Below are 26,619 nucleotides of genomic sequence, written 5' to 3'. Positions count from 1 at the left end.
CTGATTGCGCCCGTTTTGTTTGTCCGCCGAAGATCAAATCTTAGGCAGCGACACCTTCCAGACGCGGGATTTCAATGCCGATCTTGGAGCTGGCGTAGCTCAGGTCACCTTTGGCGATGGATTGGGCTTTGAAGCCGGCACCGATCAGGTCCTGCACGTACAGCTTGTTGTAGATGAACATGAACACCAGATTGCTCAGGCTGAAGGTAAAGCAGGCCACTACGAACATGATCGCGGCCCACTTAATGTCGCCACGGAACAATGCCGGAAAAAAGCCAAAGAAAAACACGGTCCACGAAAAGCCGATTGGCGCTTCTTTCATGGCACCGGTTTGAGGGTTTTTGAACACAACCGATGTAAACGCCATGCCTATCTCCTTGATGCCCCGATGATTGGCTGAATGGCGGGGCTAGCTCCATGCAGCTCTGATTCTGATCTGCCGGGTTAATCGGCAGGCACACGCAAATGCATCTGTGACGCGCGTCAGATGAGGGAGCAGGCATGAAAGGCTCGGGGGCTTTAGCCAGGAAGGCTAGGGGCGTCGAACAATCCGTGTCCTGAATCTCCATTGCATCTCGCAATAGCGAGATACACATTCGGTGCGAAGGCTACTATCTCGCCACCACTGTGTCCATCAGATCGCCACCCAATCAAGCGCCTGAATGAAAACAAAAACGACCGCGATCATGTCTGATGGCGGTCGTTTCCGTATTTCAACAGCGCTTGGCTTGAGTCAGAACACTCAGCGCGCGACTGCTGCGATCAGCTTTTCATTGCGACGACGGTGAGCCACAAACAACCCGACCGCGACCACCATCAAACTCAGGAACCCGGTCGCGAGGATTTCCACGCGGTGGGCTTCCTGGAACAGCATGATGGTCAGGGCCGCGACGATGAAGACGATCACCGCGTAGGTCAGGCCCGGGAACAGCCACATGCTGAAGGCGATTTTTTCGCCGCGTGCCATGCGCTGTTTGCGCATACGCAATTGCGAAATGGCGATCACCAGGTACACCAGCAGCGCGATGGCACCGGAAGTGGCCAACAGGAATTCGAACACAGCGGCCGGGGCCACGTAGTTGGCGAACACCGCAACGAACGCAGCACCGGTGGACAGGATCACAGCCCAGTACGGCGTGCCACTTTTGTTGGTGCGTTGGGAAACGGCCGGTGCATCACCGCGTTTGCCCAGGGAGAACATCATGCGCGAGGCGGTGTACAGCGCCGAGTTCAGGCAGCTGGTCACGGCAACCAATACGACGATGTCGACGATCAGCTTGGCGTTCGGGATGCCCATGCGTTCAAGCACGGTCTGGTAGGAACCGACGGCGGCCAGTACTGGATCGTTCCACGGCACCAGGGCCACAACGATGAAGATCGAAACGAGGTAGAACAAGCCGATCCGCCAGATCACCGAGTTGGTGGCCTTGGAAATTTGCTGGCCCGGGTTCTTCGATTCGGCGGCCGCGATGGTGACGATCTCGGTGCCCATGAAGGAGAACATGGTGGTCAGGATCGCACCCAACACAGCGCCCATGCCGTTTGGCAGGAAGCCTTGGGTGTCGAACAGGTGCGAAACGCCGCTGACCTGGCTGTTCGGCAGGAAGCCGAAGATCGCCAGAATGCCGAGGCCGATGAAGCCGATGATCGCGATGACTTTGACCAGGGCGAACCAGAATTCGAACTCACCGTAGTTCTTCACGCTGAACAGGTTGGTGACCGTCAGCAATAACGTGATCACGAGGGTGAAGGCCCAGATCGCCACATTCGGGAACCAGGCATGCAGGATGGTCGCGGCGGCGTTGGCCTCCAGCGGAATCACCAACACCCAGAACCACCAGTACAGCCAGCCGATGGTGAAACCGGCCCAGTGACCGATCGCGCGATCGGCGTATGTCGAGAAGGAGCCGGTGTCCGGCGAGGCCACGGCCATTTCGCCGAGCATGCGCATGACCAGGACCACCAGCGCACCAGCGGCAGCGTAAGCCAACAGCACGGCCGGGCCGGCCGCTGCGATAGCGTGGCCCGAGCCAACAAACAGGCCGGCGCCGATAACCCCGGCGATCGACAACATGGTCACATGACGCGGTTTGAGCCCCTGTTCGAGGCCATTGGAGCTTTGGGTGCTGCTCATTGAAACTACCTTTGCAAGGAAAGCGATTCAGTCCACCGCGTCTGGCATTTCTTTCTCGTAAAAAGAATCCAACGGGGCGTTCCTTATTCTGCACGCAATAATTGCGCCAAAATGTTACAGGCTCCCCAGAACCGCGGCTCTCCGCTTGACCGGTCAGTCATCGCAAGTCATTGAGATTAATGGCAATTCGCCAGAGCGTTACCCAGCGACCCACATTAGGAACGAATCAGCGCACCAGAAACACACTGAAAAAATGTGGGATGCACAATAAAAGTGCAGATCAGGAACGTTTGGCCGGTTAGCGCTTCCAACACCCCGTCAAAGCTGGCAACATCGCGCCCTTTTTTACGCAACACCCGCGGGCCGACTGGTTCAAACGGCTGTTCGGTTGATAGCAGCGCGACACACGGCTGTACCGATGCGACAACCTGCCACACACCATCCGTTTACCGCCCGCAGCGCTGTTGGCTGCCATTCGAACGCTATGCTAGCTTGGCCGCCTCGCCAGGAAGGCCGCCAACAGCAGGAGCGAAACACTATGAGGAACGCACATGGCTGAGGCCACGCCCGCGCTTGAAATCCGCAACTTGCACAAACGCTACGGAAAGCTTGAGGTGCTCAAAGGCATCTCGCTGACCGCCCGCGACGGCGATGTGATCTCGATCCTGGGTTCCTCCGGTTCCGGCAAGTCCACGTTCCTGCGTTGCATCAACCTGCTGGAAAACCCGCACCAGGGCCAGATCCTGGTGGCCGGCGAAGAACTCAAGCTCAAGGCCGCGAAAAACGGCGAACTGGTTGCCGCCGATGGCAAACAGATCAATCGCCTGCGCAGCGAGATCGGTTTTGTGTTTCAAAACTTTAATCTGTGGCCGCACATGAGCGTGCTCGACAACATCATCGAAGCCCCGCGCCGGGTGCTCGGCCAGAGTAAAGCCGAAGCCATCGAAGTCGCGGAAGCCTTGCTGGCCAAGGTCGGCATCGCCGACAAGCGCCACGCCTACCCGGCGCAATTGTCCGGTGGCCAGCAGCAACGGGCGGCGATTGCCCGCACGCTGGCGATGCAGCCCAAGGTGATCCTGTTCGACGAGCCCACCTCAGCCCTTGACCCGGAAATGGTCCAGGAAGTACTTAATGTCATCCGCGCCCTGGCCGAAGAAGGCCGCACCATGTTGCTCGTGACCCACGAAATGGGCTTTGCCCGTCAGGTCTCCAGCGAAGTGGTGTTCCTCCACCAGGGCCTGGTAGAAGAACAAGGATCGCCACAGCAGGTGTTCGACAACCCGCTTTCGGCACGCTGCAAACAATTCATGTCCAGCAACCGCTAACGGAGCTACCCGCATGCAGAACTTCAAAAAGATCTTCCTGGCAGCCGCCGTCACCCTGGCCTTCAGCGCCGGTGCCATGGCCGAGACCTTGAAGATGGGCATCGAAGCGGCCTACCCGCCGTTCAACAACAAAGATGCCAGCGGCAATGTCGTCGGCTTCGACAAAGAAATCGGCGACGCTTTGTGCGCCAAGATGAAAGTCGACTGCACTGTAGTCACGTCCGACTGGGACGGCATCATCCCGGCCCTGAACGCCAAGAAGTTCGACTTCCTGATCTCCTCGATGTCGATCACCGACGAGCGCAAGCAAGCGGTGGACTTCACCGACCCGTACTACTCCAACAAGCTGCAATTCATCGCACCGAAAGACAAAGATTTCAAAACCGACAAGGATTCCCTGCAGGGCAAAGTGATCGGCGCACAACGTGCGACCCTCGCCGGCACCTGGATGGAAGACCACATGCCCGGCGTTGAAATCAAACTCTACGACACCCAGGAAAATGCCTACCTCGACCTGACTTCCGGTCGTCTGGACGGCATCCTCGCGGACAAGTACGTCAACTATGAGTGGCTGAAAAGCGAAGCCGGTCGTTCTTATGAATTCAAGGGCGACCCGGTGGAAGAAAGCGACAAGATCGGTATCGCTGTACGTAAAGGCGACACCCTGCGCGCGAAGCTGAACCTGGCCTTGAAAGAAATCGTCGAAGACGGCACCTACAAGAAGATCAACGACAAGTACTTCCCGTTCAGCATCTATTGATTCTGACCTGCCTGGCCGGCGCCGTTCGCTGACGGCGCCAGTCCTTGGCATTGCCTGCCGCGATTGAAAAGAAACCCATGATTATCGACCTCTACGGATTCGGCCCGGCGCTCGCCGCTGGTGCGCTGATGACTGTGAAACTGGCACTCTCGGCGCTGTGCCTGGGGCTGGTGCTCGGTCTGCTCGGCGCCTTGGCCAAGACATCCCCGCACAAGCCATTGCAATGGCTGGGCGGCACTTATTCGACGCTGGTTCGCGGCATCCCGGAATTGCTCTGGGTGCTGTTGATCTACTTCGGCACCGTCAATCTGATGCGTGCCTTGGGCGAGTTTTTCGGCAACCCCGACCTCGCCCTCAATGCCTTCGCCGCTGGTGTAATTGCGCTGGGCCTGTGCTTCGGCGCCTACGCCACGGAAGTGTTTCGCGGCGCGATCCTGGCGATCCCAAAGGGTCATCGTGAAGCCGGCGTGGCCTTGGGCATGTCGAAATTCCGCATCTTCACCCGATTGATCATGCCGCAGATGTGGCGCATCGCCCTACCAGGCCTGGGCAACCTGTTCATGATCCTGATGAAAGACACTGCGCTGGTGTCGGTGATCGGCCTGGAAGAAATCATGCGTCATGCGCAAATCGGCGTGACCGTGTCCAAGCAGCCGTTCACCTTCTTTATGGTCGCTGCCTTTATGTACCTGGGCCTGACCATTCTGGCCATGACCGGCATGTACTTCCTGGAACGACGCGCCGCTCGCGGCTTCGCGAGGAGCACCCAATGAACTGGGAAGTCATCATCAAGTGGCTGCCGAAACTGGCCCAAGGCGCGACGCTGACCCTGGAACTGGTGGCCATCGCCGTGATCGCCGGGTTGCTGCTGGCAATCCCGCTGGGCATCGCACGCTCGTCACGGCGCTGGTACGTGCGGTCATTGCCCTACGCGTACATCTTCTTTTTCCGTGGCACGCCGTTGCTGGTGCAACTGTTCCTCGTCTACTACGGCCTGGCGCAGTTCGATGCGGTGCGTAACAGCTCGATGTGGCCGTACCTGCGCGATCCGTTCTGGTGCGCCACGGCGACCATGACCTTGCACACGGCGGCCTATATCGCCGAGATCCTGCGCGGCGCAATCCAGGCGATTCCGCCGGGCGAAATCGAAGCAGCGCGGGCGCTGGGCATGTCCAAGCCCAAGGCGCTGTTCTACATCATCCTGCCCCGTGCCGCGCGCATCGGCCTGCCGGCCTACAGCAACGAAGTGATCCTGATGCTCAAGGCCAGCGCCCTGGCCAGCACCGTGACCCTGCTGGAGCTGACCGGCATGGCCCGCACCATCATTGCCCGGACCTACCTGCCGGTGGAGATCTTCTTCGCCGCCGGCATGTTCTATCTGGTGATGGCTTACGTGCTCGTGCGCGGCTTCAAGCTGCTGGAGCGCTGGTTGCGCGTCGATGCCTGCCAGGGGCGTTGATTCTTCCTGCGTGCTGACGGGCGAGGCCCTACTCGCCCGTTTCACGGCGCTGGATGCTTTTCTGATTGAGCATCAGACGTTGTGGAAGCCACGACCGTTTACTCATCTGCAGCTGCCTTGGGAAACGTCCTACCCTTCGTTGTCTTCCTGGCTACGCGGCCGGTCGCTCGAAGAGGCGGAAAGCAGTCATAACCAACCTCATTTACTCGATGCGCCGGAGCCGTTTGCTTCATTGGCGGCGTTGTCCCTTGAGCTGAGTTCGGTGGCTGAGTTGCCGGGGCATGCGCTTGAAGCGGCCGGACATCGGTTGAACGTCGATGTACCGGGGCGCAAGTGGCAGCAGATTGAGGCGTTTGCCAGTCGCTTATCGTTCACCGCGCCAGCGAGGCATTGGCTGGATTGGTGTTCGGGCAAGGGGCACTTGGGGCGACGCCTGTTGCAAACCGGGCAGCAGCTGACCTGCCTGGAATACGATCCTTCTTTGGTGTTGAGCGGCCAAACACTCAGCCAGCGTCATCAGTTGCAGGCGCTGCATATTGAGCAAGATGTGCTCGCGGTTGGCGCTGCTTCCTTTTTGAAGGCTGAGCACACGCCGGTAGCGCTGCACGCTTGTGGTGATCTGCATGTGCGGTTGATCCGGCTCGCCAGTGCGGCCGGATGTAAACAATTGGCCATTGCGCCGTGCTGCTATAACCGGATCAGTCTTTCGACGTATGAGGCGCTTTCCTCAGCGGGTAGGCGATCCGACCTACAACTATCCTTCGAAGACCTCGCACTACCAATGAGCGAAACCGTTACCGCCGGTGCACGGGTCCGACGTCAACGGGACACCTCCATGGCCCGGCGCCTGGGTTTCGACCTGCTGCAACGGCAATTGCGTGGCATCGACGAATACCTGCCAACGCCGTCCCTGCCCAGCGCCTGGCTGGATAAATCCTTCGCCGACTACTGCCATCATTTGGCCGCGTTGAAGGAGTTATCCACAGTTGGCGTTGTAGATTGGGCAGCACTCGAAGCCGCCGGGTGGCAGCGATTGGCCGAAGTGCGCAACCTGGAGCTGCTGCGGGGCCTTTTCCGACGCCCGCTGGAGCTATGGCTGGTGCTTGATCGAGCACTTTTCCTATCCGCTCAGGGTTATGCCGTTCGCCTCGGCACCTTCAGCGAAACCTCCCTCACACCGCGCAATTTCCTGCTCCTGGCCGAACGCCCTTAATCAGTCGCAGCCTGTGGATAACTCTGTTGATGAAATTCTCGTGGATCCAATAAATGCGATGTTTCGCGACTGAAACACAACTGTTCATTTTTCGTACACATAAATAAAAAACCCTAAAAACAGGGATTTGCGAACAAATGAGAACGAGTCCACAAAAGCGCTGTTGATCGAGCTAATCAGCGGTCCCGTTGTGCATAAGCATTCAACCGAAAGGACATAAACGCCGAATTCCGGACCTCACCAGCGGAAAATTGCGCCCGGCATCCGCCCTTGTTATACAAGACGCCAAGGACGCCGAAAGCGCGGCCACGAACCACCGACAGGAAGCCGCAGTGACCTTCATTTCCTATGCCCAGAATTTCGAAGACATCCGCCTGTGGCGCGCCCTCAAACAGTTCGAAAACGGCTTCTACATCGACATCGGCGCCAACGACCCCACCCACGACTCCGTGACCAAAGCTTTCCACGACCGCGGCTGGACCGGCATCAACGTCGAGCCGATGCAGCACTACTACGACGCCCTGTGCCAACAACGCCCCAGCGACACCAACCTGCAATGCGTAGCCAGCGACAGCACCGAAGACCTCATCCTCTACGGCATCCCCGGCACCGGCCTCTCCACCGTCGACCCGGTCACCGCCCAGCAACGCACCGCCCTTGGCATGGACATCCACCGCCAAGCCGTCAAAGCCCGCACCCTCACCTCCATCTGCGAGCAATACGCCCAGAATCGCCCGATCCACTTCCTGAAAATCGACGTCGAAGGCCACGAAGAAACCGTCCTGCGCGGCATGGACTTCGCAAAATGGCGCCCCTGGATCATCCTCATCGAAACCCCATGGGCCCGCGACCACACCTGGGAACACCTCGTCACCGACGCCGGTTACGAGGCCGTCCTGTTCGATGGCATCAACACCTGGTTCCTGGCCAACGAACACATCGACCTCAAACCGGCGTTCGAGATTCCGCCGTGCAATCTGGACAACTTCCAACTGTGTCAGGGGCATGCGCTCAGCTACCCCGTCAGCGCCACGGAATCGCAGCTTTCCGCCGCCCTGCAACGGGCCGAACAGGCGGAAGCGCAGGTGCGTGCGATGGAAAATAGCCGGGGTTGGCGCACTCTCCAGAAACTCAGGAAAGCACTGGTTCGTGGGTAACCTGAGGGTCGAGTAAAAATAGTCTGAATTCAGGGGTTTACAGAACCAACGCAATCGCTATAATCGTCGCCCTAACACGCCGGTATAGCTCAGTTGGTAGAGCAACTGACTTGTAATCAGTAGGTCCCGGGTTCGACTCCTGGTGCCGGCACCATACGCAGTAACGAGAAAGGCTCACCGAAAGGTGGGCCTTTTTTGTTTTCCGCACCTATCTCATACCAGCAACCTTATGCTGCGTGCCGTCCCGACACCGGTCAACAGGCCTTCCTGACCACTCACAAACTGTCTGGACAAGTGATATCAAAAAGATGGCAATTCCATGCCTCAACTAGTTATTCTCTACCCGATTTGGTGGGCGCCCCGCTCGCTGTCACAAGGATGAGTAAACACTGATGAGCATTGCGCAACACGAACTAAAAGAGATGAATCAGCTGTTGGAAAGCGGAGTAAACATCTCAGAAATCGCAATGAAGTACCCAAGTTATGAATACTGGGAAATCTACGGAAGTGTGAAGGACTTCAGCTTGCTGGGTAAGAAGCGGATCATTACCAATCGTCTTAACACCCTGCGCAATAGTGCCACCAAGGCAGAGCGCTCAGACTTGATTGACGAAATCGATACATTGATTACCGAAATGTACAACCTCACTAAAAGTAATGGAAAAAAGCTGGTAGACATCAGCAAGGTTCTTAATCGCTGATCACGCGAAGACTCTGAGGGGTTATCTGTTTGGAGCATTGCATGGGTGTAGAAAACGACATCCAAAGGTGACGCTGACAGCAACCCCAAGTAGCCAGAACCTTTAAGGCTACGCCACACCGTGGTGGTTCTTCCAAAGTGCGATTAGCGTCCGGCGGCTCGCACGGTCACAGCGATGTGATGGATGCCTACTTTTACCAGTGTGCCCACTGCGGCAACTCATCCCCTTTCATAGCTGCCCTGCAGCAACCTATCCGCTTGGCCATTTCCTTGCGCCAACCTGCGCCCGTCTCTTTCTTCCGGAAAGAGACGGGCGCTCCTACCGCTGCTGCAGCCCAACTCGTACAAGGCTTTGCGGCATTTTCCCTCGCGACAATCGGCGTGACAAACACCGAAGTCACCAGCAACAGCAACAGCAACAGCGATGCAGATGATGGTGCCGCAGCCCACGGAATGGACTGCACCTGACTGACAGTCAGGCATGCCCGGGTCATCGCTTCACTGCCTTCACCCGACTCAGGATCTCGCGGCGCTGGTCTCGTCAGCCAGGCAGCCTCCACCCGCCCACTTCCTCGGAAGTGTTCAGGAGGCCAGATCATGAGATGCCCAAGCTCCCGGTCGTAAAGAGCCGTCAGTCCCGCGTTAGTGGACAACCCTCACAGGTCGCAGGGGCCTTGATCCCTGATAACACTCAACATTCTTGGCGGGATGACGTGGGGAAGGTTTTAAAAGTTTTGGCTTCGAGAGGAGTTCGATCATGGCATTGGTCGGTAGACAGGATGGGCGCAATTTTGGCTATGGACGGCAACTGAGTTATGCGGGGCCGCAAGCGCTGAAAGATCTGTTTGGCGGTGGGCATTACGGGACGGTCAAAGCGCACAGTGATCGCTGGCAGGCGTTTGTTCGGTGGTGTCGGTCGGAGGATGGACCAGGATTTAACGATGCGCAGCAGATTGATCGGCAGACCTTACTGGATTACGCAGGACACTTACGCCAGCAGGTTGCACAAGGAGCTATCGGCATCGCGACCGCGCAAAACCGATTGGCCAGCGTGAACCGAACCATGGCCGCGCTTCGCGGTGATCAGTCCGTGAAAGTACCGAGCCCAAGCAAGGCGTTGGGAATGCAGCGGGCCAGTGTTCGTCGCTCAGTGCCGCAAGGCCAAGACCGCGAACAGGTGAAACGGATCGTCGACGCGCTCTGCGAACAGAATCCCCGTGCCGCAGCCGTTATGCAGTTGGCACGCGCCACTGGCATGCGATTGCGCGAGGCGATTCTGGCCGACCTACCACGCCTCAAGCGCGAAGCCAAACATTACGGCAAGATCAATATCCAGGATGGAACCAAGGGTGGACGCTCGGGGGCATCTGCGCCTCGCTGGATTCAGGTAAATGTTCAAATCCACGAAGCACTCAGCTATGCCGAGCAGGTCTCTCCCAACGATAGTTGCAACCTGCCGGCACCGAACGAAAGCTACTTCGACTTCCAACGGAGAGTCGTGCGACCCGTCCGAGACTTCCTACATACGAACAACCTCAAAGGCTTCCACGAACTGCGCGCGGCTTACGCATGCGAACGCTATGAGCAGATCACCTGTCACCTAGCGCCTATCAACGGCGGCAGATGCAGCCACCTAGATCTGCAACTCGATCGAGAGGCACGCTCACAAATCAGTTATGAACTGGGGCATGGTCGAATCGACGTGGTATCGGCCTACATTGGTGGTCGACAATGATCAGACCATTCGATATGGAGCTGTTCCTGGTGGGGGTCCTGACAGGGTCGCATGCCACACGCCAGCGCCATCTACGCCAAGCAAAGACCATTCAAGCCGCGATCTCTGATCGCTGGTACCGAGATAATCCATGGACGTGGCAGCACAAGCATCTCACCTGGTTTCTAAATCAACAAACAGCCGGCTCCCATTACTATTACCTTCTAACCTCGAGGCTGATAGTTCGTCGACTAGGAAAAAAATGGGTCTTAAACACTACCCCCCCTGACAGAAAAAATTATCGCATCAATGACCTTAATGGCCATAATACAAAAAAACTCTAACTCAAACTACCAAGTAGGTATATTAAACAATCTGCCAGAACTACCTTCGTCATGTAGCACGCGGGCTAGTTCATACTCCGAGAATACAACTCCATCTGGCACGTCGGAGTCGATTGTAGTCAAAATATACTGAATCCCAGAGAGACTAGATGCTGTTCGGACGTACTCAATGAACTCAATTTTCTTTCTATCGTCAAGTGTCTCCAACCCACCATCATGATATAAGAACCGCACAAATTCCATTTTTGAATACGCCATTGCGACAGCGATATCAAAGCCTATACACAGCATTTTTCTGTAGCTATGCCCATCACTCTCTCCAGTTATTCGTCCTAGACCATTTAAAAGACCAGCCGAATATTCCAAATTCCCTTCAGCATTTTGCTCAGTTATTAATACTCCGTCCTTATTTAATACTTCCGTTACAAAGTTCGCAAAATGCTCTTTGATCCCTTTATAGATTCCATCATTCGACCGGATGACCGAATCGCGATTCATCCTAATCTTCTCTACAACCTCATCTTTTTCTCGAATCAGCTTTCTACAATCAGCCTCCATACTTTTCACAGAAGAGTTCACTTCCAACCTTCGATTCAGCTCATAAATGTAGGACTTCTGTTCAGAAAGAAGATCTGACACTTCTTGATACTTTAAAAAGACATCTTGCGAGCGTAGATACCCCAATTTCTTTGAGCGTTCTTCACTAAGCTCAGAAATAGAGCTAGCTATTTCAACAAGTTCGCTTTCCAGCTCCCCTATTTGCTGAAAAATAAACCCTTGACGCTCAATAGTTATTTTACGATTAAACTCTACCAGCTCCCCAAATGTTCGCTTAAGCTGACCATCAAATATAACACCCGACTCCTCGAAAAGCTGAGACAAACTGTCCAACTCGATTTTAACATCGCTCGACGCCAAGGACTTATTGAGTTTCTTTAACCGTGCAGAAAGATAGTATCTTAAATTATTAAGATCACTTATCTGTGAATTTATACCATCCGCGAGTTCTTCAATATAAAGCACATCAGTGCTATCAAAATTAAAATTCTCCAACTGCCATTCCAAATCAGAAACTTGATTCTTTTTCACGTCAAGCAGGTTCAATATCGTTTCTTCTTGATCGCCTGCAGTCAAGCCTATAGCGGATTTTAGCTTAGCGATTTCCTCCCGCAGAGCCTCAACCTCGCTCTTTAGCAAGTAATTTCTCTTCAACGAATGCGAGTCAAATCCCAGAAGGTGTCCAACATATGGTTTCCAATAGACATGTTGCCCTCTATGCTTATCCAATTGAAAAACATCCGTGTAATCATCCTGACCTCTTAGACAGTAAGCGATAGCATCACGATAACTCCATGGATCAATAACCAAGAGATTAAGGTAGGAGTCAAGAACAAGGCGTGCTTTGTCGATTGCAAGATCACTATAATCCCAGAGCGCATCTTCTAAACCTCGAAAGCATTGTTTAGCTTTTGAGTGTTTCCTTAAAAAAATTCGAGTGTTTTTTGATACTCCGCGTTTTACAGTTAAAAACTCACCGGAGTTCAGCTTAAGCTCAATGTAAAATTCATATTTTTCAAACACAGGAAAAAATTCAAACAAGAAGAAAGTCTTGTGCCGCCCTTTCAACAAACAAAAATCAATAAGTTCTGCCAGTTTGCTTTTACCTAAATTATGGGCATCTGTCGATTTCAAGGTCTTATTAAAAACCCTACCAAGTATGACATTAAAACCATCATGGAAATCAACAGTAGAAAATTCGCTTTCGAAATTTGAATATATCCTAGAAATTTTCATGGTCCGACATACTCGATAAGATCATTCTTACGGTGATAATCAACCAACCCCAAAAGAAAAAGCAACTGCAAGCTCGGTTTAAATAAAATATTTGCCCTAGCATCGTAAGAATTAAGCTTTTCCAGCAAATCAGAATAGCTCTCAAATTTAGACTTCTTAATGGAGCCCAATAAAAAACCAGACACTGCCAGAACAGTGAGATCGGGATGAGAGTTCTTATTAGGCATTAGCAACATCATCATCTCCAATGTCGCAATGATAATACATATAATACATCATAGATCTGGTTAACTGTTTGTTCCCTTTTAGTTCAACATCCCGTTCCAACAGCAGTTCGATCAACTTCTCTAGCACAACATCAAAACTCTGACCAGGGATTCGAAGAGCGATAATTTTCGCAGCCAGTTCTTCTGATACGCCTAAGTATAGCCTCTGCAAATCATCGTTTTCAGGCATCGCGAGGAAGTCCTGGATGAGATACATGTCTTCAATTTTTCTTTTTATGAGCTTAGAATATTGATCAGAAAGACTATTTATCTCATTCTTTCTTTCAAAATCAGTTCTAAATATTCGGGTAGATATGTCGCGTTTAGTTATACCTCCTAAGCCATTACTAAGCCCTACTATAATACTAGCTAGGTCATCTGGCTCTATGTTCAAAGGCATCTCGAATGGGTTTAAACCGACAGCAGCTGGAATGTCGGGGTAGAATTTCAAATAATTTTCAAAACTCTCGATACCAACCAATCCAATATTCTGTTTGTCGAGGCCAGTCTCAAAAGAGATAAAGTTCTTGATGGCCTCATTCGCATTGCCTGGAAGCTTTCTATTTGAAAAAAGCAAATAATTACTTAAACCATCGTTATCGATCAGTCCCTTAATCTTTAAAATCTCACCATTGACAGCCGACGAGGCGACCCCAAAGAAGTCAGGGTCTGAAAATTTCTTATTGTATGCCAGCGTATGTTTTGCTTGAATCACAGTTAAACCGCTCCACGGCTTTGATCTGCTTGGAAACAATTCTGCTTCTCCGTGAAAACGGGAATCGCGCCCACCATCTGGCCCATCAGAAAATGTTTCAGTGCCCAAACCTAACAGCCGATAACAAACGTGAATTACCAGAGTCTCAAATTGCGTCGGGGATAATTCACTATACTGATATTTCATACCTGCATCCCTCTCAGATATTTTTATTTCATGGATTACATAGAATATGAGGTTGAACACCATATTCCTTACAAGCACCAATGAAAGTATTGATCAGCCAGATCAACTGAATATAATGCGGCCGACACGTCCCTGTTTGCGCCAACTCATTAAATTGAGTTTCCAATACACTCTTTTTTAAAAATGGTGTTGCCAACACTATTTTTCTCACTGAGTTTTGATTGGATGTAATCGCGTTTAATGCGTTTTCAATATCTGTCCAATTTTTTCCGCCTCTGACTCTAGTGATTTGAGTGTTTTCGTAGAAACCTGCCCAATCACGATCATGTTTTTCTCTAAATTCAATAGTATCAGCGAATGTGCGTCCAATATTTTTTAGGCCTTGAGCAACCACTTCATGAAAGCTACTTGCACCGTAACTTTCACCTTTAACAAATTTTGAATGTATGAACGATATCGCCGGAGGATTAGCATTGGGTTCAAAGAAAATATGGTCAGCCCATTCGTCATTCATATCGTCGCATACAGTGACCCCATCAGGCAGGCATACTAAATCTTCAACCTTCCGAAATAACGATAACTCAGGAAATTTATCGATACCTGGTGGATACCTTCTATCCTCATTCTTTTCCTTTTCACTACGAACTCCAGAAAAATCGTAGTTAGGATTAAAAATAGATAAGACCGCCGGCAAATTATTTAATAATTTCTTGTCTTCGAAACAGTCTCTTCCGAAGTAGGCATACTTCGGAGTATTAAACATGATCGAAAACGGCTTGTGGGTATTGATATATTTCGTCAATGACATGCACTGTTCATTTTCAATATACAGCAAAATATTATCTGTGATTTTTGATTTGAATGAAGCCACCCGCTTTTGCAAAGTTACAGCGCCTGAAACTTCTTTCCCTTTAAAAACCATCGTCCCTCCCGCCACAACCTTAGCCGGCGTTTTGAAACAATCGAATAGACGCTTCATTTGAAGCGGGGACATCGCCTCCTCACCTCCACCGCGTAAAACCTTTATTTCCGATGCGGAGTTTCCGGACCTGATTAGCTCATCTAATTCGTCAAGATTAATAAATAATGCGATAGGCTCGAAACCTTTTTGGACAATTTCCTCAAGCGTAATAGGTGAGGCAAAGCCATTAATGAACTCGCTTTTGTTTGCAAGATTTTTAATTTCCTGCACCGTGGCCATTACCCACCTTACGACTTCATTTAAATTAGATCGTTTATCTCTCAGGGTTACTCTAGACGCGTTAGGTGTCAAAGTAATCGTATCCCCTTGCACCTTTATTCTAAAACTTTGTGGTATAGAACGGCTTGATGAGTTTGACGAAAGTATTCCATTTAGCCGTCGGGCTTCATACGCTCGGCTTCTAATGACAGCATCCGAAATCGCCATGTTACTCATTGTAACTTTTTCATACTCCGGGTCGTTTCGCCCTTGGAAATTTGTAAATTTCTCATACTCGAACTCATCTAAGAACTCGGAAAACTTCTTCTCCAGCGAGGAAACATGCTTCTTTATTATAGCTACAGCTGAATCGTACTCTACGATTAAGGCAAACGCGTACTTCTCCTCACGAATATCGGTTTGATCCAAAAATGAGGGTTCACTAACAATTTTATAGGCGACTGCAGAACACAAAATAACTTCTTGATTAACAACCAGTTCTTCCTTGATAATTCTTATTAAGAACCCACCGATTTTCTCAGAAGAGATATCTTTAAATACTTCAGATATTTTCTTTTTGGTTATTTTTTTCTTAATTTTATAGAACTGTGCGCTTTTCCCAAGATAAACATTCGTGAAATCCATCTGCATACTTCCTTGTTAGTCGCAAGGGCACGATCATACCAAATGGCCTTGTGCCAGCCTAGAAATCTCGAGCAGAAATAAGACAACGCTTCCAGCGCGAATCTGGAAGGCTGAAATTACATTATTTTAGGAAGCGTTATCCGGGCATTAAGGATGTTAATTATCCTATAGGAGCAATCCCGATTCGATTCCACTGAAGGCCATAACTAGCTGATTTATTTATAGTTACTGGTCGGGGTACGCCAAATTTTCCACCGACGTCTAAACCCGCAGGAAACCTGGCCTCGCCAAAAGCTACCGTTCGTCTGGTGCCCGCACCATATTTCAAAGCCCCGCAATGCGGGGCTTTGTTATTTCTGGGATTCGGAACGCCCGTCACGACTAATCGTGAAAACGTCCACAAAGTGTCCACACCTGATTTTTGCAGTCCACCCGAAAGCCTGGACGTTGGGCTGCTGGCACCAGACAAAAAAGCCCTCGCATTTCTGCGAGGGCTTTGTTGTTTCTGCAGTTTGTAAAATCAGGTCTTAGTGACCCGCACTCTGCCCACCATCCACATGCAAAATCTCGCCAGTCACAAAGTTCGCACGGTCCAAGTACACCACTGCCTGTGCAATGTCGCTGATCTCCCCCATCCGCCCAACCGGATGCAGATTCCCCAGCGCTTCGTGAGTTTCCTCACCATGCATCGGCGTCTTGATAATGCCAGGGCTCACGGCATTCACCCGAATCCCACGCTTGGCATACTCAATCGCCAACGACTTGGTCGCCGCGTTCAACCCACCCTTGGTCAACGAAGCCAATACCGAAGGCACCCCATCAATCGCATGGTCCACCAGGCTGGTGGTGATGTTGACGACATGACCACTGCCCTGCTTCTCCATCTCGGAAATCGCAAGTTGGGTGATGTAGAAGAAGCCATTCAAGTTCACCGACAGCACCGCTGCGTAGTCTTCCTCGGTGTAGGCAGTGAATGGCTTGGCAACGAAGATCCCGGCGTTGTTGATCAGGGTGTCGATACGACCAAAACGCTCGATCGCTTCACGGATAACTTGCTGGGCTACCCCCCGATCGCCAATGTCGCCCGCCACGGTGTGGATATCCGGGTCAGTAGACGGTTTGATCGAACGCGAAGTGGCGACGACTTTGTAATCCAGTTCACGGAACGCCTTGACCATGCCCGCGCCGAGACCTTGGGAAGCGCCGGTAATAACGATGACTTTTTTCGAATTGCTCATGATGAACCTCAACTAATAAATGATGGTTTGAAAAAGTGATGAATCAGGCTTCAACAGGCGCCTGCGCCATTTGTCGCAACATCTGTTCGTAGTACTCGACCGACTGCGAGCCGGACACCAGGTGACGACCGTTCAGCACCATGGCCGGGACCGAATTGATGCCGCGCTCGCGATAAAACGCCTCAAGATCACGCACCTCCGTGGCGAACGCCCCGGATGCCAGCACCTCACGTGCAGCCGCTGCATCCAGCCCCACTTCCGCCGCCAGTTGAACCAGCGTCTCGCGATCACTCGGGTTCTGGCCGTCGGTGAAGTAAGCGCGCAGCAAGGCTTTCTTCAGTGCAACCTGCCGACCTTCCCGCAACGCCCACGTCAGCAACCGGTGCGCATCAAAGGTGTTGTAGAAGTGGCTGCGTTTCTCCAGATCGAACTTGAAACCAATGGCCTCGCCGCGAGCGATCTGCATCGCCTTCCCAGCAGCGACGTCTTCGGCGGTGCGTCCATATTTGCGCATCAAATGCTCGACGGCGTTTTCGCCGACTGCTGGCATATCCGGGTTCAACTCGAAAGGCTTGTAGGTCAGCTCAACCGACACCTCACCGGCCACGTTCTCGATCGCCTGCGCCAGCGCCGTCGCGCCCAACGCACACCACGGGCACACCACGTCGGAGATGAAATCGATAGACACGGTCGCGGTCATGACTTGCCCTCCGCCTCTGCCAGTTGCTTGCGGTACTGGGTGGTGGAGATACCGGCGTAACCCCAGTTATCGGTGTCGACTTCTTCGATCACGATGTGGGTCAAGTGCGGGTCCTTCTTGAGGACGCGCTGCAGGGTTTCAGTAATTTCGGCGATCACCTGAGCTTTCTGCTCCGAGGTAACGCCATCGCGGGTGATGCGAACGCTGACGAAAGGCATGAGGGAATCTCCAGTGACCTGCCCCGTCGGGATGATGGGGAGGCGTTGGAGAAGAATGTAGGGGGTTGGTCAGGGGGATAAAGGTGGGGGTGGGTACTTCATTAGTTACGCCGCGTAATGAGTGCCGAGATTGTCGCTCGAAAAAATGTTTGCCTGGGAAATGATCAATTAGCTAATCTTCAATTATCGTAAATTTTAGATAAAAGCAGAAATTGAGGTTAATCGTTTATGGCAATTCAATTCTTCGACAGCCCATTCCACGGGGCCCACGATGAGGAGGTTGCCAGCAAAATGGCTTTGAAAATGGAGCTTTCAATATTCATCACTGACTGCATCAAAAAACTGGGCCTCAAACAAAGTGAGGCCGCAGCCAAGCTGGACGTAACCCAATCACGTGTTTCTGAACTCACGACTGGCAAGATCGAGAAATTCACAATCGATGCAATGATGGACATGCTGGATAAACTCGGCTTTCGCACCACTTTTACCCTGCCGCCCAACGATGCCGGCGTCTCGCCTCAGATCGTGATTTCGCAGCGTCGCACCTGCTAAACGTTGTAACCCATCCTCCTAACATTCATGCCCTCTGAGTGCGTCAGTAGACGATTTTGGAGGCGCTGTTTAGTAGTTATCGAGGACTGTTTGAGCAGTAGGATCTTGCCCCTTTTTTTGTAGTCCATTGAGTTGCGTATCGCCAACGACACGTGATACTCCAAGCGCTCAAGCACTTAGCCCGGTAGCACAGTAAATTTTTGACCGACGCCACCACCTGGCCACGATTGCGCTCCCTCCCGCCTAAAGCTACCTTCAAGCCGTCGCTGCCAATTCAGCGACCGGGCCTGAGAACCCAAGTAAGATACAGGCGCACAAGCGCCCCAAATCACGATTGCCGGCGTTTTTTTGTGCCTGCATTTCCGTGTTATGGCGGCTGTGCGTGGGAGACCTTCGGGTCTGCCGGGTTCCTGTATCTCCGGTTTCTCAGCCCGCGCATAGCTGCCACCCATTCGCCTGAGAACGAACGTGGTAGCTCTAACTTTGATTCAGGAGTTTTTGCTAATGCCCGTTATCAATCCGTTCGAAATTTGCGTTTCTGCAACACCGGTTCATGCCCATCACCGCCCAAAAACCGGAGGTGCCCAATGACCATCCCTCAAGACCTGAAAACCATCGGCCTCACCCCGTTCTCCTACCACGCCAACGAAGCGCTGTTCCGCATCAACTCCGGTGTCCCGGTGATCGAAGCCCTTTCCCACGCTTCCAACCTGCTCCACGTCGCCAAACTGCTCGCCTCTGACGCTGCTATGGTTCGCGAAACCGACCGGCATGCCTGGGCGTCGTATTATTTGCAGGAAATGAGCAAGGCAATCATCGATGACGTGGTGAAGGTGCTCGATGCACCGTGTAACAACCGCCGTCCAACGTAGTCGCGCACGCATAAAAAAGCCCCGAATCAATCGGGGCTTTTTGCGTGCTGCAATCATTAAAAACCTGAGCTCCGTACATAAAAACGATTCTCCCTGCATAAAAACGAATATAAAACGGACCTTTTGCATAAAAACGATTAGAAACTGGCCAAATCATTCGCAACTCCTAACAATTTCGGGCCTCCCCCTCAAACCTCACTCACCTCAAACACAAACGAAATCTTCCGACTACTCGCACTCCACACATACCGAATATGCTTCCCCTGCTTCGGAATCGACACCGCTGGCGGGCGAAACGCGGCAACGCATTCATGCCCAGGCAACCGAACGCTGTTGTAGAGCAACCCCCAGGACAATGTTTCGCGCAGTTGCCGAGCGAAGGCCTGGGAGGGGCCGTAAACAGTCGGGTCTGGATCATGAAGCTGCGGATAGTTTTCGCGGATGTCATGCAGCGGTTTGACGACTTTGTTGACGTAAGTGCGCATGGTCAATTCCAGGTCCGGCTCGTTAGTCGCCGCGAGAAACCGTTCCTGGTGATAGCTCGTCTCGGCAATGGCTGCAGCCTGGCTGCTCGCGGCGTAGTAGACACCGAACGTGCCATCCGTAAAGCGACTGCTTTTGCCGATGTGCGTAAACGCAGCCATCACGGGCGTAGAGCCGGGCCCGGAAATTCGGTCTTCAGGACGCACCCGGGAGAGCACGCCAGCCTCTTCCATCAGCCGATCATTGGTCAGTGCTTCAAGTGCGTAGGCCGTGGGCAAATCTTCTGGATCGAGCACATCTTCAAACAACGAGATCGGCGGGAAGCAGCTGTTGACGATCCGATAGGCTCGCGACCATTGCGGGTCGGCCAGTTCCGGCGCCATCAACCGCGCACTCCGTCGAGGTAGCGGCGCACGTCAGCGATGTCCACGACGCGGCCTACCAACATGTAATCCAAAGCGGTTTGGCCATTGAACGGCGCGGCGGTGTTCGGGCTGCTGACCCATTTGTAGGCGCGCTCGCGGCTGTTGCTGAAGATGATGCTCAGCGCTTTGTGGATACCCATCAGGTAGGAAATGCGCTCCAGGGTGTCGTGGGGCAGACGCACGTTGGGCGGTAAGTGTTTGTACTTGTAGAACGTAGTGTTGCCGACTTTGCCCAGCAGCGTGCGTTGTTGCTCGGCGCTGCAGCCCCAACGCTCCATGAGGTTGAAGAAGAACTTGAGCGCGACGCGGCCGGCTTCGGGGGAGTCGAGTTGTTGCTGTGGGCTGAGGGCGGGGGATGAGGTAGGCATGGGGTGGCCTCCTTGAGAATGTCTTAGGGCCAGATTAGTACAGATGCGGATAGATATGTACTATTAATTCGCAAGTGTACTAAGCACTATTTCAGCGCATTGACACAAAATCGTTTGCTGCAGAAAATCGCGTCAAGAGCGCGAAACCGACTGCCTTCAAGTGGCGATAGTCGGCGTTAGGAACCCTGTTGATGACTTGAACGTCAGCGCTCGGGTGAGACCTCTTATGTGAAGCAGCCTAATTAAATTGGGCTGCTTTTTTTGGAGCGTTGACCGAGATTCATACCCTCTATTTGAACAGCTCAGAATGGCTTCCGAGATCAACAAATGTAATCAGGTCGGGGCGAGTGTTCTGGTAGATCAGCAAGAAATCACCACCAATATGACATTCCCGAAATCCAGCCCAATCGCCAGTCAAAGCATGATCCAGGTACTCAGCTGGTAATTGCTCACCTAGAAATAACAGGACCATCATGTGGCGGACTTCATTCATGTCACGACGCCCAGCTCGTTTATAACGTTCCCAAGACTTCTTGAATTCCGACGTTTGCGCGCACTGCTTAGGCAGCTCAGCGCGCTTTTGCTTTTTTTCCGGTTTTGCCATCAACGTCCCTCAGCATGTCGTCTATCGAGCCGAACCGCTGGCCAATCTCTTGTGCTTCCATCATAGCCCGGGCGGTTTTCTCAGAAGGGACGCGAACCTCAAACGGGAGTCCTTGAGTCGCTACGACCTGGCGGAGAAAAAGACGCATGGCGTCACTGATACTCAGCCCGCAAGCGCTTAATACTTCTGTCGCACGCATCTTCAGATCCTCATCAATGCGGCACCGAACGTCGGTAGTTTTCAGTAATGCACCCATGTTAATAACCTCATCGTCATTTGTAGCTACATTGGCGCTACCTCTGCATTGTGATTGGGGGTCTCATTTTCGGTCAATGGCAAGTTGATAGGCGGCCTTACCATTTGCTCAATCGAAGATATTTATCGACCGGAGATCTCTCGACCTATTACAACCGCTGCCGATAGCGACAACCATCAGCCCGATCGCAATCTTCCCTGAGACTCTTCCGAGACCGCTGCAGGAAGAATCCCCGCAGCCGTAAGCCCCACCCAATAAAAAATGCCCGAACCTTTCCAGTCCGGGCATCTTTTTTGACCTCAATCACCCCAACCCCACCAAAAACCCCGATCCTGTGTAAGCCTCCAGCCATCGGCTGCGGAATCAATTCGCTACTAAACTCGCGACAACTATGCTCAGGTGCAGGAATATAGCCGGCATACGGCGCCGGATAGGCCGCAGGTACACAACAATTGCCAGCCCACTTTAGAGGGCATTACCCCATGGATAGCAGAACCTTACGCAACCTCATGCGCATCGTGCAGACCGGCTCGTTGTCGGCGGCAGCAGAGCATTCCTGTTTGACGGTGCAGGCGTTGGCCGCGCAGTTGAACAAGGTCGAAGAGCAGTTTGGATTTCGTCTGTTTCGACGTTCCAACAAGGGCCTGACCCTGACTGCGCAGGGCACGGAGCTCACGCCCTATATTGACAAGGTCCTGGTCGCGACGCGGCAGATGGAAGAGAAAGTGGCGGCGCTGAAGGTGCCCGGCCAGCGCACGCTGAAGGTGGCGTTGAATACCACGCTGTCGGAGGATTTCAATCGACGCATGATCGGACGCCTGTTTGAGGTGTTTCCTGACCATCAACTGGAGTTTTCCTACGCCGAGTCGATGGAAAACCTCAGCAAGCTGAAGAATGAAGACTTCGACCTGGCCATTTTGATCGGCCCGCAAAAGCCGGGGCTGCCGAGCATTTTGCTGCCGGACGTGCACGTTCAGGTGGTCGGCGCGCATTGCGGTCAGGAAAACGACCCGCTGGTGATGCTGGGCGACAAGTTTCAGGTTCGTCCTGCGGATGATTGTCCGTATTCCCACAGTTTCCTGCGCTTTCTCGACGCCGGCCTGGGCAACTACGAAACCGGCCAACGGATGATTTATTCCTGCAGTGAAACCCTGACCCTGTCGCTGATCCCGCAAATGGACGGCATCGGCATGGTGTCTCGCGACGCCGCGCAGCGTAACGGCTTGACCATTTTCCCTGGCTTCGAGGATTTCCTCGAAGTGCGGCTGGCGGTCAATAACCCTGAGTTGTCGGGCCAGGCCTTGAGCGATGTGGTCGACCTGCGCCTACATGAACGAGCCGAGCGCAATGTACGCAGCCGTCCCAACCGCCACACTGAGAAAGAGGTTTTTGCTGAAATACGCACATAACAACGTCGGAATCGCGGCATAGAATTCCGGGCGATCGAGCTGCACATGCTGGTCCTTGATCAACAAGGGCGTGAGGCTGATCGCAGCGACGATCGCCACTGGCAGGTATTCCAGCGCTCGCGCGACGAAGGGCGGCCAGTGGTCGGTGTTCACCTGCAGCGGCAATGCGCGCGGCAGGAAGGTCACCGCCATCATCAGCACGACGACCAGGATCAGGAACGTTTGGTCAGGCATACACCCACCCCGCAACCCACGAATGTGGCGATAAACACGTTGAACGGCGAGCTGCCAACCAGGCTCAAGGCGCCCATGCAGACGACTGCGGCCGCTGCGGCGATCAGCTTGTTACGGGTGTTGCACAGCGACACCAGCACGTAGAGCATCATCGCGGTCAGGGCGTAGTCGAGTTGGTATTTGATCAAGTGCGAGGCGTACTGCGCGCAGATCGCCCCGAGCAAACCGCCGAGCACCCACGAGGTGTGGCAAAACAGGTTGAAGCCGATCAGGTAACGCACGTTGACCGGCGCGCCGCTGCCCAGTTTCACGCTGTGGAAGGCGAAGGATTCATCGGTCAGCCCACCGGCATAACACCAACGCTCAAATCGACTGAGCCCCAACGCCCGCAAGGCCTTGGCCATGTAGACCGACATCAGCATGTGCCGCGCGTTGATCAAAAACGTGGTGAGGATAATCGTGGTCAGCGACGCGCCGCTGGAGATCAGCGCCAACGCGGCGAACTGCGAAGCGCCGGCATACACGAACAGACACATCGCAACCGGCAACCACACGGGCAACCCGGCGTTGACGGCCATCAAACCAAACACAAACGACACCGTGAAGTAACCGGCCACCACCGGGCTGGCTTCTGCAAAGGTGCGCGAAGGCTGCGGCTCGACCATCAGCGGCTGGCTGCTGGACGTCTCATTCATAGGTCCCTCTCAAAGGTCGTTTCGCCACGCGGCTCGCAAAAACCCTGGGCAGTCCAAAAACGTTTGCCGGCAAGGTTAGCATCGTCGACGAACAGGAACATCCGCAGCACGCCTACGCGCTTCATGTCCGCCGAAGCCGCTTCCACCAGGCGCTGACCCACGCCTTGGGCGCGATAGTGCGGGCTCACCGCCAAGTGGTTGATGGTGCCGCGGCTGCCGAGCATACCGCCCAGCACCGCGCCGACCACTTCGCCGCTGAGGTCGAGCGCCAGGTACGCGGTGGTGGTCTTTTGCACCAACACACCACGCAGGCATTTGGCGTCCTGCCATTCGCAAAACGACACCTCGTCGAACTGCCGAAAAAAGCGCTCCAGGCGCACGGCATCCTTTGCATTGGCCCGCCACATCATCACGGATGTGGAGGGGCTGTCCATGGGGTCGAGCTGTTCAGCGAACAATGTCGAAAGCGGTCCCGGGCCGCGAGAAGGAAATCGCCAGGATCTGCCGATACGCCATGTCGTGGGAATGGGTATTGCGGGCAGGGGTTACGTAGTGGCGCATGTCGCGGTCGAGGAAGAACGTGGTGTCGAGGATTTCCTGATACGTCGTCGACGCCAGTTGCTCTTCGTGGGCGCTGTAGAGGCGGCTTTCAGCACCGTCCACATTGTTGCGGCCCCAGAAGTGCACACCGCTAAACGGGTAACCGTCGCAATGAATGCCTTCAGGGGTGATTTCCAGTTGCTTGCCCGGTTTGATCTCGATGCGGATCTGATGGATCTGGCATTGCCAGATTTCATCGTGCAACTCCGGCGGCAGCACGTTTTTATACACTTCGAAATCGATGTCGATCAGGCTGCGCATTACCGGCGAGTTGATTACTTCATCGGAGAAGTCCTGGAAGTGCCGAATCATGCCGCCGACGTAGCTGTTGTTGGCCTTGGATTGCACATAGGCGCGGTGTTCCAGCTGCGTCAGTTCGCGGGTTACCGGGTTGTATTCGAAGTCGCTGTAACGACGGAAACGCATGCCGGATTCGGCCTGGCCGTAGTAGCTGTCCGGCTCCATGTTTTCCCAACTTTTGGTCAGGCGGACGAAGTCGGCAAAATGACCGTAGAGGTTGAAGTCACCACCCTGGACGTTGACAAATTTGTCGCGCCGTAGCGATTCGCCAACTTCTCTGTTTAACACGATCATTACTAGTCTCCGCTGCATTGAGCGGCCTAATCTATTAGGTGCAGGATTTGCGTCCATGAGAAAGAATTTCAGGCATCTCAAGCGTTGCTTGAAGCGCCATAAAAAGATCACTTGAATCGACATTTTTATGCCAAAAAAAGAGCTTTTAGAGCGTTTTCATCAGAAAACAGCAAAAAAAAACCCCGAGCCAGTCGGGGTTTTTTATTGAGTTTTTTAACTCAGCCGATCATCAGAAGATGTTGATCGGGTAGTCCACGAACACACGCAGTTCGTTACCGCTGGCGTTGTACTCGCTGGATTTCTGCGACACGCGCAGGATCGAGCTGCGCAACTTCACGCTCAGGTCTTTGGCCGGGCCGCTTTGCACGACGTACTTGAACTGGTTGAAGATTTCGCGCTCGGTACCGCCCTCGCTGGTGGAGGTGGTGATGTTGTCGCCGCGCACGTAAGCCACGTTGTAGCTCAGGCCCGGAATGCCGAAGGTGCTGAAGTCCAGGCCATAGCCCAACTGCCAGCTGCGTTCGTCTTCGGCGTTGAAGTCGGACCAGTAGGAGTTGGCCAGGTAGATGGTGTTGCCACCGTCGCCGACACGACCCTGGTCTTTCTGATAGCCGCCGTAGGCGTAGCCCAGGTTGCTGTCGCCGGTGCTGCGCTGGTGCGCGATGGTGAACGAGTGCGGGCCGGTGGCGAAGGTTGCGGCCAGGCTCCAGATCTTGTTGTCTTCGCCGGTTACGATACTTTCGCCGGGGATTGTGTGTTCGCGGACATAAGAACTGTCCAGCTTGGTGCGGTAGCCGTTGAAGTCCAGGGTCAGGGACTGATCCTTGTCGATCGGGAACACGTAGTTGGCGTTCACGTATTGCTTCTTCAGCACGTCTTCAACGTCAGACGCGTAGACCGCTGCCTTGAACTGCTCGGTGAACTGGTAGCTGCCGCCCAACACGTTGATCGACTTCAAGCCACCGCTGTCACGGCCTTCCGCGCTTTTACGCGATTCGGCGGTGAAGCGACCGGCGTTCAGGACCAGGCCTTTGATCTCCTTGGAGGTGATCAGGGTGCCGGTGTAGCTTTCTGGCAGCAGGCGCGAGTTGTCGTAGTTCAGCACCGGCAATTCCGGCATCTGGTCGCCGTAGGTCAGCGTGGTGCTGGACAGGCGGAATTTGACGGCGGCGCCGCCCTTGGACAGGTCGTTGGCCGGGTGGCCGCTGTCGCCCTTCTTGAAGAAGTCGATGCCCTGGGCACCGCTGCGGTCTTCACTGCGCTCCAGATTGAGGGCATACAGACCAAAAGCGTCGACACCGACACCGACGGTGCCTTGGGTGAAACCGGACGAGAACGTACCGATGGCCGCTTGGCCCCACTCGGATTTATCGTCGTTGCCGTCTTTGTAGTCACGATTGATGTAGGCATTGCGCAGCAGCACTTTGAGGCTGCTGTCTTCAACAAATCCCTTGGCTTCGGCCTGGTCGTTAGCCATGGCCTGTGTAGCGCTCAACATCCCCAGAGCGATCAGGCTGATTCGCTTATTCAACATTTTGTTTTCCTTATTACGGGTTGATACGCGCTGTGCCGAACGGCTGAAATGGCGCTATTGCGCTCTTTTTTCACCCCGAAACAAAAAGGCCCGCCCACGAAAAATCGCGGCGGGCCTTTTTATTGTTTTGTGAGTCATGGCGGTTAGCCACAGGCGTTGGCGTGGATCCTATCCGCGCCCTTCACCGTGTGTCAATTTCATGAATCGTCTGAGAATAGGCAAAAATCGTCTAAGAATCTCTGATA

At 53.5% G+C, this 26,619-nt stretch carries 29 protein-coding genes and 1 tRNA gene; 12 read left to right on the top strand and 18 right to left on the bottom strand.

Translation table 11 applies throughout. The features are described from left to right. Positions 1-40 precede the first annotated feature (40 nt). Together ACY4LX_RS02830 and gabP are read right to left on the bottom strand one after the other, a co-directional pair. Positions 41-367, bottom strand: a complete 327-nt coding sequence (locus ACY4LX_RS02830; protein ID WP_149659089.1) for a hypothetical protein — start codon at positions 365-367, stop codon at positions 41-43. A gap of 375 nt (positions 368-742) precedes the next feature. Continuing rightward, positions 743-2,134, bottom strand: coding sequence for a GABA permease (gene gabP, locus ACY4LX_RS02825; protein WP_149659088.1), 1,392 nt, complete (start codon positions 2,132-2,134; stop codon positions 743-745). Between the two features lie 551 nt (positions 2,135-2,685). Here gabP and ACY4LX_RS02820 point away from each other — a divergent pair. The 9 genes from ACY4LX_RS02820 (at position 2,686) to ACY4LX_RS02780 (ending at position 10,483) form a co-directional block, all read left to right on the top strand. Beyond that, on the top strand, positions 2,686-3,459 hold the full coding sequence (locus tag ACY4LX_RS02820; RefSeq protein ID WP_133837806.1) for an ABC transporter ATP-binding protein: 774 nt from the start codon (positions 2,686-2,688) through the stop codon (positions 3,457-3,459). Positions 3,460-3,472: 13 nt separating this feature from the next. Then, positions 3,473-4,219, top strand: coding sequence for an ABC transporter substrate-binding protein (locus ACY4LX_RS02815; RefSeq protein ID WP_463259117.1), 747 nt, complete (start codon positions 3,473-3,475; stop codon positions 4,217-4,219). A gap of 77 nt (positions 4,220-4,296) precedes the next feature. Beyond that, positions 4,297-4,992, top strand: a complete 696-nt coding sequence (locus ACY4LX_RS02810; RefSeq protein ID WP_149659086.1) for an ABC transporter permease — start codon at positions 4,297-4,299, stop codon at positions 4,990-4,992. After that, complete coding sequence (locus ACY4LX_RS02805) at positions 4,989-5,678, top strand: ABC transporter permease (protein WP_149659085.1); 690 nt, start codon at positions 4,989-4,991, stop codon at positions 5,676-5,678. Before ACY4LX_RS02810 ends, ACY4LX_RS02805 begins: the two co-directional genes overlap by 4 nt. Then, positions 5,659-6,891: a methyltransferase gene (locus tag ACY4LX_RS02800; RefSeq protein WP_463259116.1), complete on the top strand. Its 1,233-nt coding sequence runs from the start codon at positions 5,659-5,661 to the stop codon at positions 6,889-6,891. The genes ACY4LX_RS02805 and ACY4LX_RS02800 overlap by 20 nt, the downstream gene beginning before the upstream one ends. Positions 6,892-7,223: 332 nt before the next feature. Further along, positions 7,224-8,048 (top strand): FkbM family methyltransferase, encoded by an 825-nt coding sequence (locus ACY4LX_RS02795; protein WP_463259115.1) that lies wholly within the window; start codon positions 7,224-7,226, stop codon positions 8,046-8,048. Positions 8,049-8,126: 78 nt separating this feature from the next. After that, positions 8,127-8,202: transfer RNA gene (locus ACY4LX_RS02790), tRNA-Thr, on the top strand. 238 nt (positions 8,203-8,440) lie between these two features. Next, entirely contained in the window at positions 8,441-8,749 is a 309-nt protein-coding gene (locus tag ACY4LX_RS02785) for a hypothetical protein (protein WP_145314196.1), read from the top strand. 756 nt (positions 8,750-9,505) lie between these two features. Next, entirely contained in the window at positions 9,506-10,483 is a 978-nt protein-coding gene (locus ACY4LX_RS02780; protein ID WP_463259114.1) for an integrase domain-containing protein, read from the top strand. Positions 10,484-10,812: 329 nt separating this feature from the next. Here the strand turns inward: ACY4LX_RS02780 and ACY4LX_RS02775 are convergent, their stop codons facing one another. From ACY4LX_RS02775 to ACY4LX_RS02745, 7 genes are all read right to left on the bottom strand, one after another. Next, the gene (locus ACY4LX_RS02775) at positions 10,813-12,600 is read right to left on the bottom strand and encodes a DUF2326 domain-containing protein (RefSeq protein ID WP_177030458.1); all 1,788 of its coding nucleotides are present in this window, start codon (positions 12,598-12,600) and stop codon (positions 10,813-10,815) included. Beyond that, entirely contained in the window at positions 12,597-12,827 is a 231-nt protein-coding gene (locus tag ACY4LX_RS02770; protein WP_200866307.1) for an ABC-three component system middle component 8, read from the bottom strand. The genes ACY4LX_RS02775 and ACY4LX_RS02770 overlap by 4 nt, the downstream gene beginning before the upstream one ends. After that, on the bottom strand, positions 12,820-13,767 hold the full coding sequence (locus ACY4LX_RS02765; protein WP_024645031.1) for an ABC-three component system protein: 948 nt from the start codon (positions 13,765-13,767) through the stop codon (positions 12,820-12,822). Before ACY4LX_RS02765 ends, ACY4LX_RS02770 begins: the two co-directional genes overlap by 8 nt. 28 nt (positions 13,768-13,795) lie before the next feature. Further along, positions 13,796-15,592 carry a hypothetical protein gene (locus tag ACY4LX_RS02760; protein WP_024645030.1) on the bottom strand — a complete coding sequence of 599 codons (1,797 nt, stop codon included), beginning with the start codon at positions 15,590-15,592 and terminating at the stop codon, positions 13,796-13,798. Between the two features lie 527 nt (positions 15,593-16,119). Continuing rightward, positions 16,120-16,830 (bottom strand): SDR family NAD(P)-dependent oxidoreductase, encoded by a 711-nt coding sequence (locus ACY4LX_RS02755; protein WP_463259113.1) that lies wholly within the window; start codon positions 16,828-16,830, stop codon positions 16,120-16,122. Between the two features lie 43 nt (positions 16,831-16,873). Further along, positions 16,874-17,530: a DsbA family oxidoreductase gene (locus ACY4LX_RS02750; RefSeq protein WP_463259112.1), complete on the bottom strand. Its 657-nt coding sequence runs from the start codon at positions 17,528-17,530 to the stop codon at positions 16,874-16,876. Next, positions 17,527-17,748, bottom strand: a complete 222-nt coding sequence (locus ACY4LX_RS02745) for a tautomerase family protein (protein WP_123402644.1) — start codon at positions 17,746-17,748, stop codon at positions 17,527-17,529. Before ACY4LX_RS02745 ends, ACY4LX_RS02750 begins: the two co-directional genes overlap by 4 nt. Positions 17,749-17,976: 228 nt before the next feature. Here ACY4LX_RS02745 and ACY4LX_RS02740 point away from each other — a divergent pair, with 228 nt between their 5' ends. Both ACY4LX_RS02740 and ACY4LX_RS02735 read left to right on the top strand, forming a co-directional pair. Next, complete coding sequence (locus ACY4LX_RS02740; protein WP_463259111.1) at positions 17,977-18,300, top strand: helix-turn-helix domain-containing protein; 324 nt, start codon at positions 17,977-17,979, stop codon at positions 18,298-18,300. Between the two features lie 587 nt (positions 18,301-18,887). Continuing rightward, positions 18,888-19,172 carry a DUF3077 domain-containing protein gene (locus tag ACY4LX_RS02735; protein WP_123598117.1) on the top strand — a complete coding sequence of 95 codons (285 nt, stop codon included), beginning with the start codon at positions 18,888-18,890 and terminating at the stop codon, positions 19,170-19,172. Between the two features lie 188 nt (positions 19,173-19,360). On the opposite strand, the gene ACY4LX_RS02730 is transcribed toward ACY4LX_RS02735, so the two are convergent. The 4 genes from ACY4LX_RS02730 to ACY4LX_RS02715 all read right to left on the bottom strand — a co-directional run bounded on the left by ACY4LX_RS02730 (position 19,361) and on the right by ACY4LX_RS02715 (position 21,308). Continuing rightward, positions 19,361-20,038: an RES family NAD+ phosphorylase gene (locus ACY4LX_RS02730; protein WP_463259110.1), complete on the bottom strand. Its 678-nt coding sequence runs from the start codon at positions 20,036-20,038 to the stop codon at positions 19,361-19,363. Next, positions 20,038-20,448, bottom strand: a complete 411-nt coding sequence (locus ACY4LX_RS02725; RefSeq protein WP_149659072.1) for an MbcA/ParS/Xre antitoxin family protein — start codon at positions 20,446-20,448, stop codon at positions 20,038-20,040. Before ACY4LX_RS02725 ends, ACY4LX_RS02730 begins: the two co-directional genes overlap by 1 nt. Positions 20,449-20,737: 289 nt before the next feature. After that, a complete protein-coding gene (locus ACY4LX_RS02720) occupies positions 20,738-21,052 on the bottom strand; it encodes a type II toxin-antitoxin system YafQ family toxin (protein ID WP_123511297.1) in 315 nt (104 codons plus the stop codon). Then, entirely contained in the window at positions 21,018-21,308 is a 291-nt protein-coding gene (locus tag ACY4LX_RS02715) for a type II toxin-antitoxin system RelB/DinJ family antitoxin (RefSeq protein WP_149659071.1), read from the bottom strand. The genes ACY4LX_RS02720 and ACY4LX_RS02715 overlap by 35 nt, the downstream gene beginning before the upstream one ends. 482 nt (positions 21,309-21,790) lie before the next feature. Between ACY4LX_RS02715 and ACY4LX_RS02710 the strand changes: the two genes are divergently transcribed. Then, a complete protein-coding gene (locus ACY4LX_RS02710) occupies positions 21,791-22,717 on the top strand; it encodes a LysR family transcriptional regulator (RefSeq protein ID WP_463259109.1) in 927 nt (308 codons plus the stop codon). On the opposite strand, the gene ACY4LX_RS02705 is transcribed toward ACY4LX_RS02710, so the two are convergent. From ACY4LX_RS02705 to ACY4LX_RS02685, 5 genes are all read right to left on the bottom strand, one after another. Then, a complete protein-coding gene (locus ACY4LX_RS02705; protein WP_010464672.1) occupies positions 22,634-22,951 on the bottom strand; it encodes an AzlD domain-containing protein in 318 nt (105 codons plus the stop codon). The two genes, ACY4LX_RS02710 and ACY4LX_RS02705, sit on opposite strands and share 84 nt — an antisense overlap. Next, positions 22,930-23,646, bottom strand: a complete 717-nt coding sequence (locus tag ACY4LX_RS02700; RefSeq protein WP_149659069.1) for an AzlC family ABC transporter permease — start codon at positions 23,644-23,646, stop codon at positions 22,930-22,932. Before ACY4LX_RS02700 ends, ACY4LX_RS02705 begins: the two co-directional genes overlap by 22 nt. Continuing rightward, positions 23,643-24,080, bottom strand: a complete 438-nt coding sequence (locus ACY4LX_RS02695; RefSeq protein ID WP_208295464.1) for a GNAT family N-acetyltransferase — start codon at positions 24,078-24,080, stop codon at positions 23,643-23,645. Before ACY4LX_RS02695 ends, ACY4LX_RS02700 begins: the two co-directional genes overlap by 4 nt. Before the next feature lie 13 nt (positions 24,081-24,093). Further along, on the bottom strand, positions 24,094-24,840 hold the full coding sequence (locus tag ACY4LX_RS02690) for a 2OG-Fe dioxygenase family protein (RefSeq protein WP_463259108.1): 747 nt from the start codon (positions 24,838-24,840) through the stop codon (positions 24,094-24,096). A 229-nt stretch (positions 24,841-25,069) separates the two neighbouring features. Further along, complete coding sequence (locus ACY4LX_RS02685; RefSeq protein WP_463259107.1) at positions 25,070-26,374, bottom strand: OprD family porin; 1,305 nt, start codon at positions 26,372-26,374, stop codon at positions 25,070-25,072. Positions 26,375-26,619: the final 245 nt, after the last annotated feature.

It is taken from the genome of Pseudomonas sp. Emmai (genome assembly GCF_055179735.1).
The sequence above is the reverse complement of the archived record's forward strand: the minus strand, read 5'-3'. Positions and strand labels throughout refer to the sequence as shown.

Bases quoted from the DNA above. Each gene is read 5' to 3' on its own strand.
- ACY4LX_RS02830 (WP_149659089.1), bottom strand. From the start codon at position 367: ATGGCGTTTACATCGGTTGTGTTCAAAAACCCTCAAACCGGTGCCATG.
- gabP (WP_149659088.1), bottom strand. From the start codon at position 2,134: ATGAGCAGCACCCAAAGCTCCAATGGCCTCGAACAGGGGCTCAAACCG.
- ACY4LX_RS02820 (WP_133837806.1), top strand. From the start codon at position 2,686: ATGGCTGAGGCCACGCCCGCGCTTGAAATCCGCAACTTGCACAAACGC.
- ACY4LX_RS02815 (WP_463259117.1), top strand. From the start codon at position 3,473: ATGCAGAACTTCAAAAAGATCTTCCTGGCAGCCGCCGTCACCCTGGCC.
- ACY4LX_RS02810 (WP_149659086.1), top strand. From the start codon at position 4,297: ATGATTATCGACCTCTACGGATTCGGCCCGGCGCTCGCCGCTGGTGCG.
- ACY4LX_RS02805 (WP_149659085.1), top strand. From the start codon at position 4,989: ATGAACTGGGAAGTCATCATCAAGTGGCTGCCGAAACTGGCCCAAGGC.
- ACY4LX_RS02800 (WP_463259116.1), top strand. From the start codon at position 5,659: ATGCCTGCCAGGGGCGTTGATTCTTCCTGCGTGCTGACGGGCGAGGCC.
- ACY4LX_RS02785 (WP_145314196.1), top strand. From the start codon at position 8,441: ATGAGCATTGCGCAACACGAACTAAAAGAGATGAATCAGCTGTTGGAA.
- ACY4LX_RS02780 (WP_463259114.1), top strand. From the start codon at position 9,506: ATGGCATTGGTCGGTAGACAGGATGGGCGCAATTTTGGCTATGGACGG.
- ACY4LX_RS02775 (WP_177030458.1), bottom strand. From the start codon at position 12,600: ATGAAAATTTCTAGGATATATTCAAATTTCGAAAGCGAATTTTCTACT.
- ACY4LX_RS02770 (WP_200866307.1), bottom strand. From the start codon at position 12,827: ATGCCTAATAAGAACTCTCATCCCGATCTCACTGTTCTGGCAGTGTCT.
- ACY4LX_RS02765 (WP_024645031.1), bottom strand. From the start codon at position 13,767: ATGAAATATCAGTATAGTGAATTATCCCCGACGCAATTTGAGACTCTG.
- ACY4LX_RS02760 (WP_024645030.1), bottom strand. From the start codon at position 15,592: ATGGATTTCACGAATGTTTATCTTGGGAAAAGCGCACAGTTCTATAAA.
- ACY4LX_RS02755 (WP_463259113.1), bottom strand. From the start codon at position 16,830: ATGAGCAATTCGAAAAAAGTCATCGTTATTACCGGCGCTTCCCAAGGT.
- ACY4LX_RS02750 (WP_463259112.1), bottom strand. From the start codon at position 17,530: ATGACCGCGACCGTGTCTATCGATTTCATCTCCGACGTGGTGTGCCCG.
- ACY4LX_RS02745 (WP_123402644.1), bottom strand. From the start codon at position 17,748: ATGCCTTTCGTCAGCGTTCGCATCACCCGCGATGGCGTTACCTCGGAG.
- ACY4LX_RS02740 (WP_463259111.1), top strand. From the start codon at position 17,977: ATGGCAATTCAATTCTTCGACAGCCCATTCCACGGGGCCCACGATGAG.
- ACY4LX_RS02735 (WP_123598117.1), top strand. From the start codon at position 18,888: ATGACCATCCCTCAAGACCTGAAAACCATCGGCCTCACCCCGTTCTCC.
- ACY4LX_RS02730 (WP_463259110.1), bottom strand. From the start codon at position 20,038: ATGGCGCCGGAACTGGCCGACCCGCAATGGTCGCGAGCCTATCGGATC.
- ACY4LX_RS02725 (WP_149659072.1), bottom strand. From the start codon at position 20,448: ATGCCTACCTCATCCCCCGCCCTCAGCCCACAGCAACAACTCGACTCC.
- ACY4LX_RS02720 (WP_123511297.1), bottom strand. From the start codon at position 21,052: ATGGCAAAACCGGAAAAAAAGCAAAAGCGCGCTGAGCTGCCTAAGCAG.
- ACY4LX_RS02715 (WP_149659071.1), bottom strand. From the start codon at position 21,308: ATGGGTGCATTACTGAAAACTACCGACGTTCGGTGCCGCATTGATGAG.
- ACY4LX_RS02710 (WP_463259109.1), top strand. From the start codon at position 21,791: ATGGATAGCAGAACCTTACGCAACCTCATGCGCATCGTGCAGACCGGC.
- ACY4LX_RS02705 (WP_010464672.1), bottom strand. From the start codon at position 22,951: ATGCCTGACCAAACGTTCCTGATCCTGGTCGTCGTGCTGATGATGGCG.
- ACY4LX_RS02700 (WP_149659069.1), bottom strand. From the start codon at position 23,646: ATGAATGAGACGTCCAGCAGCCAGCCGCTGATGGTCGAGCCGCAGCCT.
- ACY4LX_RS02695 (WP_208295464.1), bottom strand. From the start codon at position 24,080: ATGGACAGCCCCTCCACATCCGTGATGATGTGGCGGGCCAATGCAAAG.
- ACY4LX_RS02690 (WP_463259108.1), bottom strand. From the start codon at position 24,840: ATGATCGTGTTAAACAGAGAAGTTGGCGAATCGCTACGGCGCGACAAA.
- ACY4LX_RS02685 (WP_463259107.1), bottom strand. From the start codon at position 26,374: ATGTTGAATAAGCGAATCAGCCTGATCGCTCTGGGGATGTTGAGCGCT.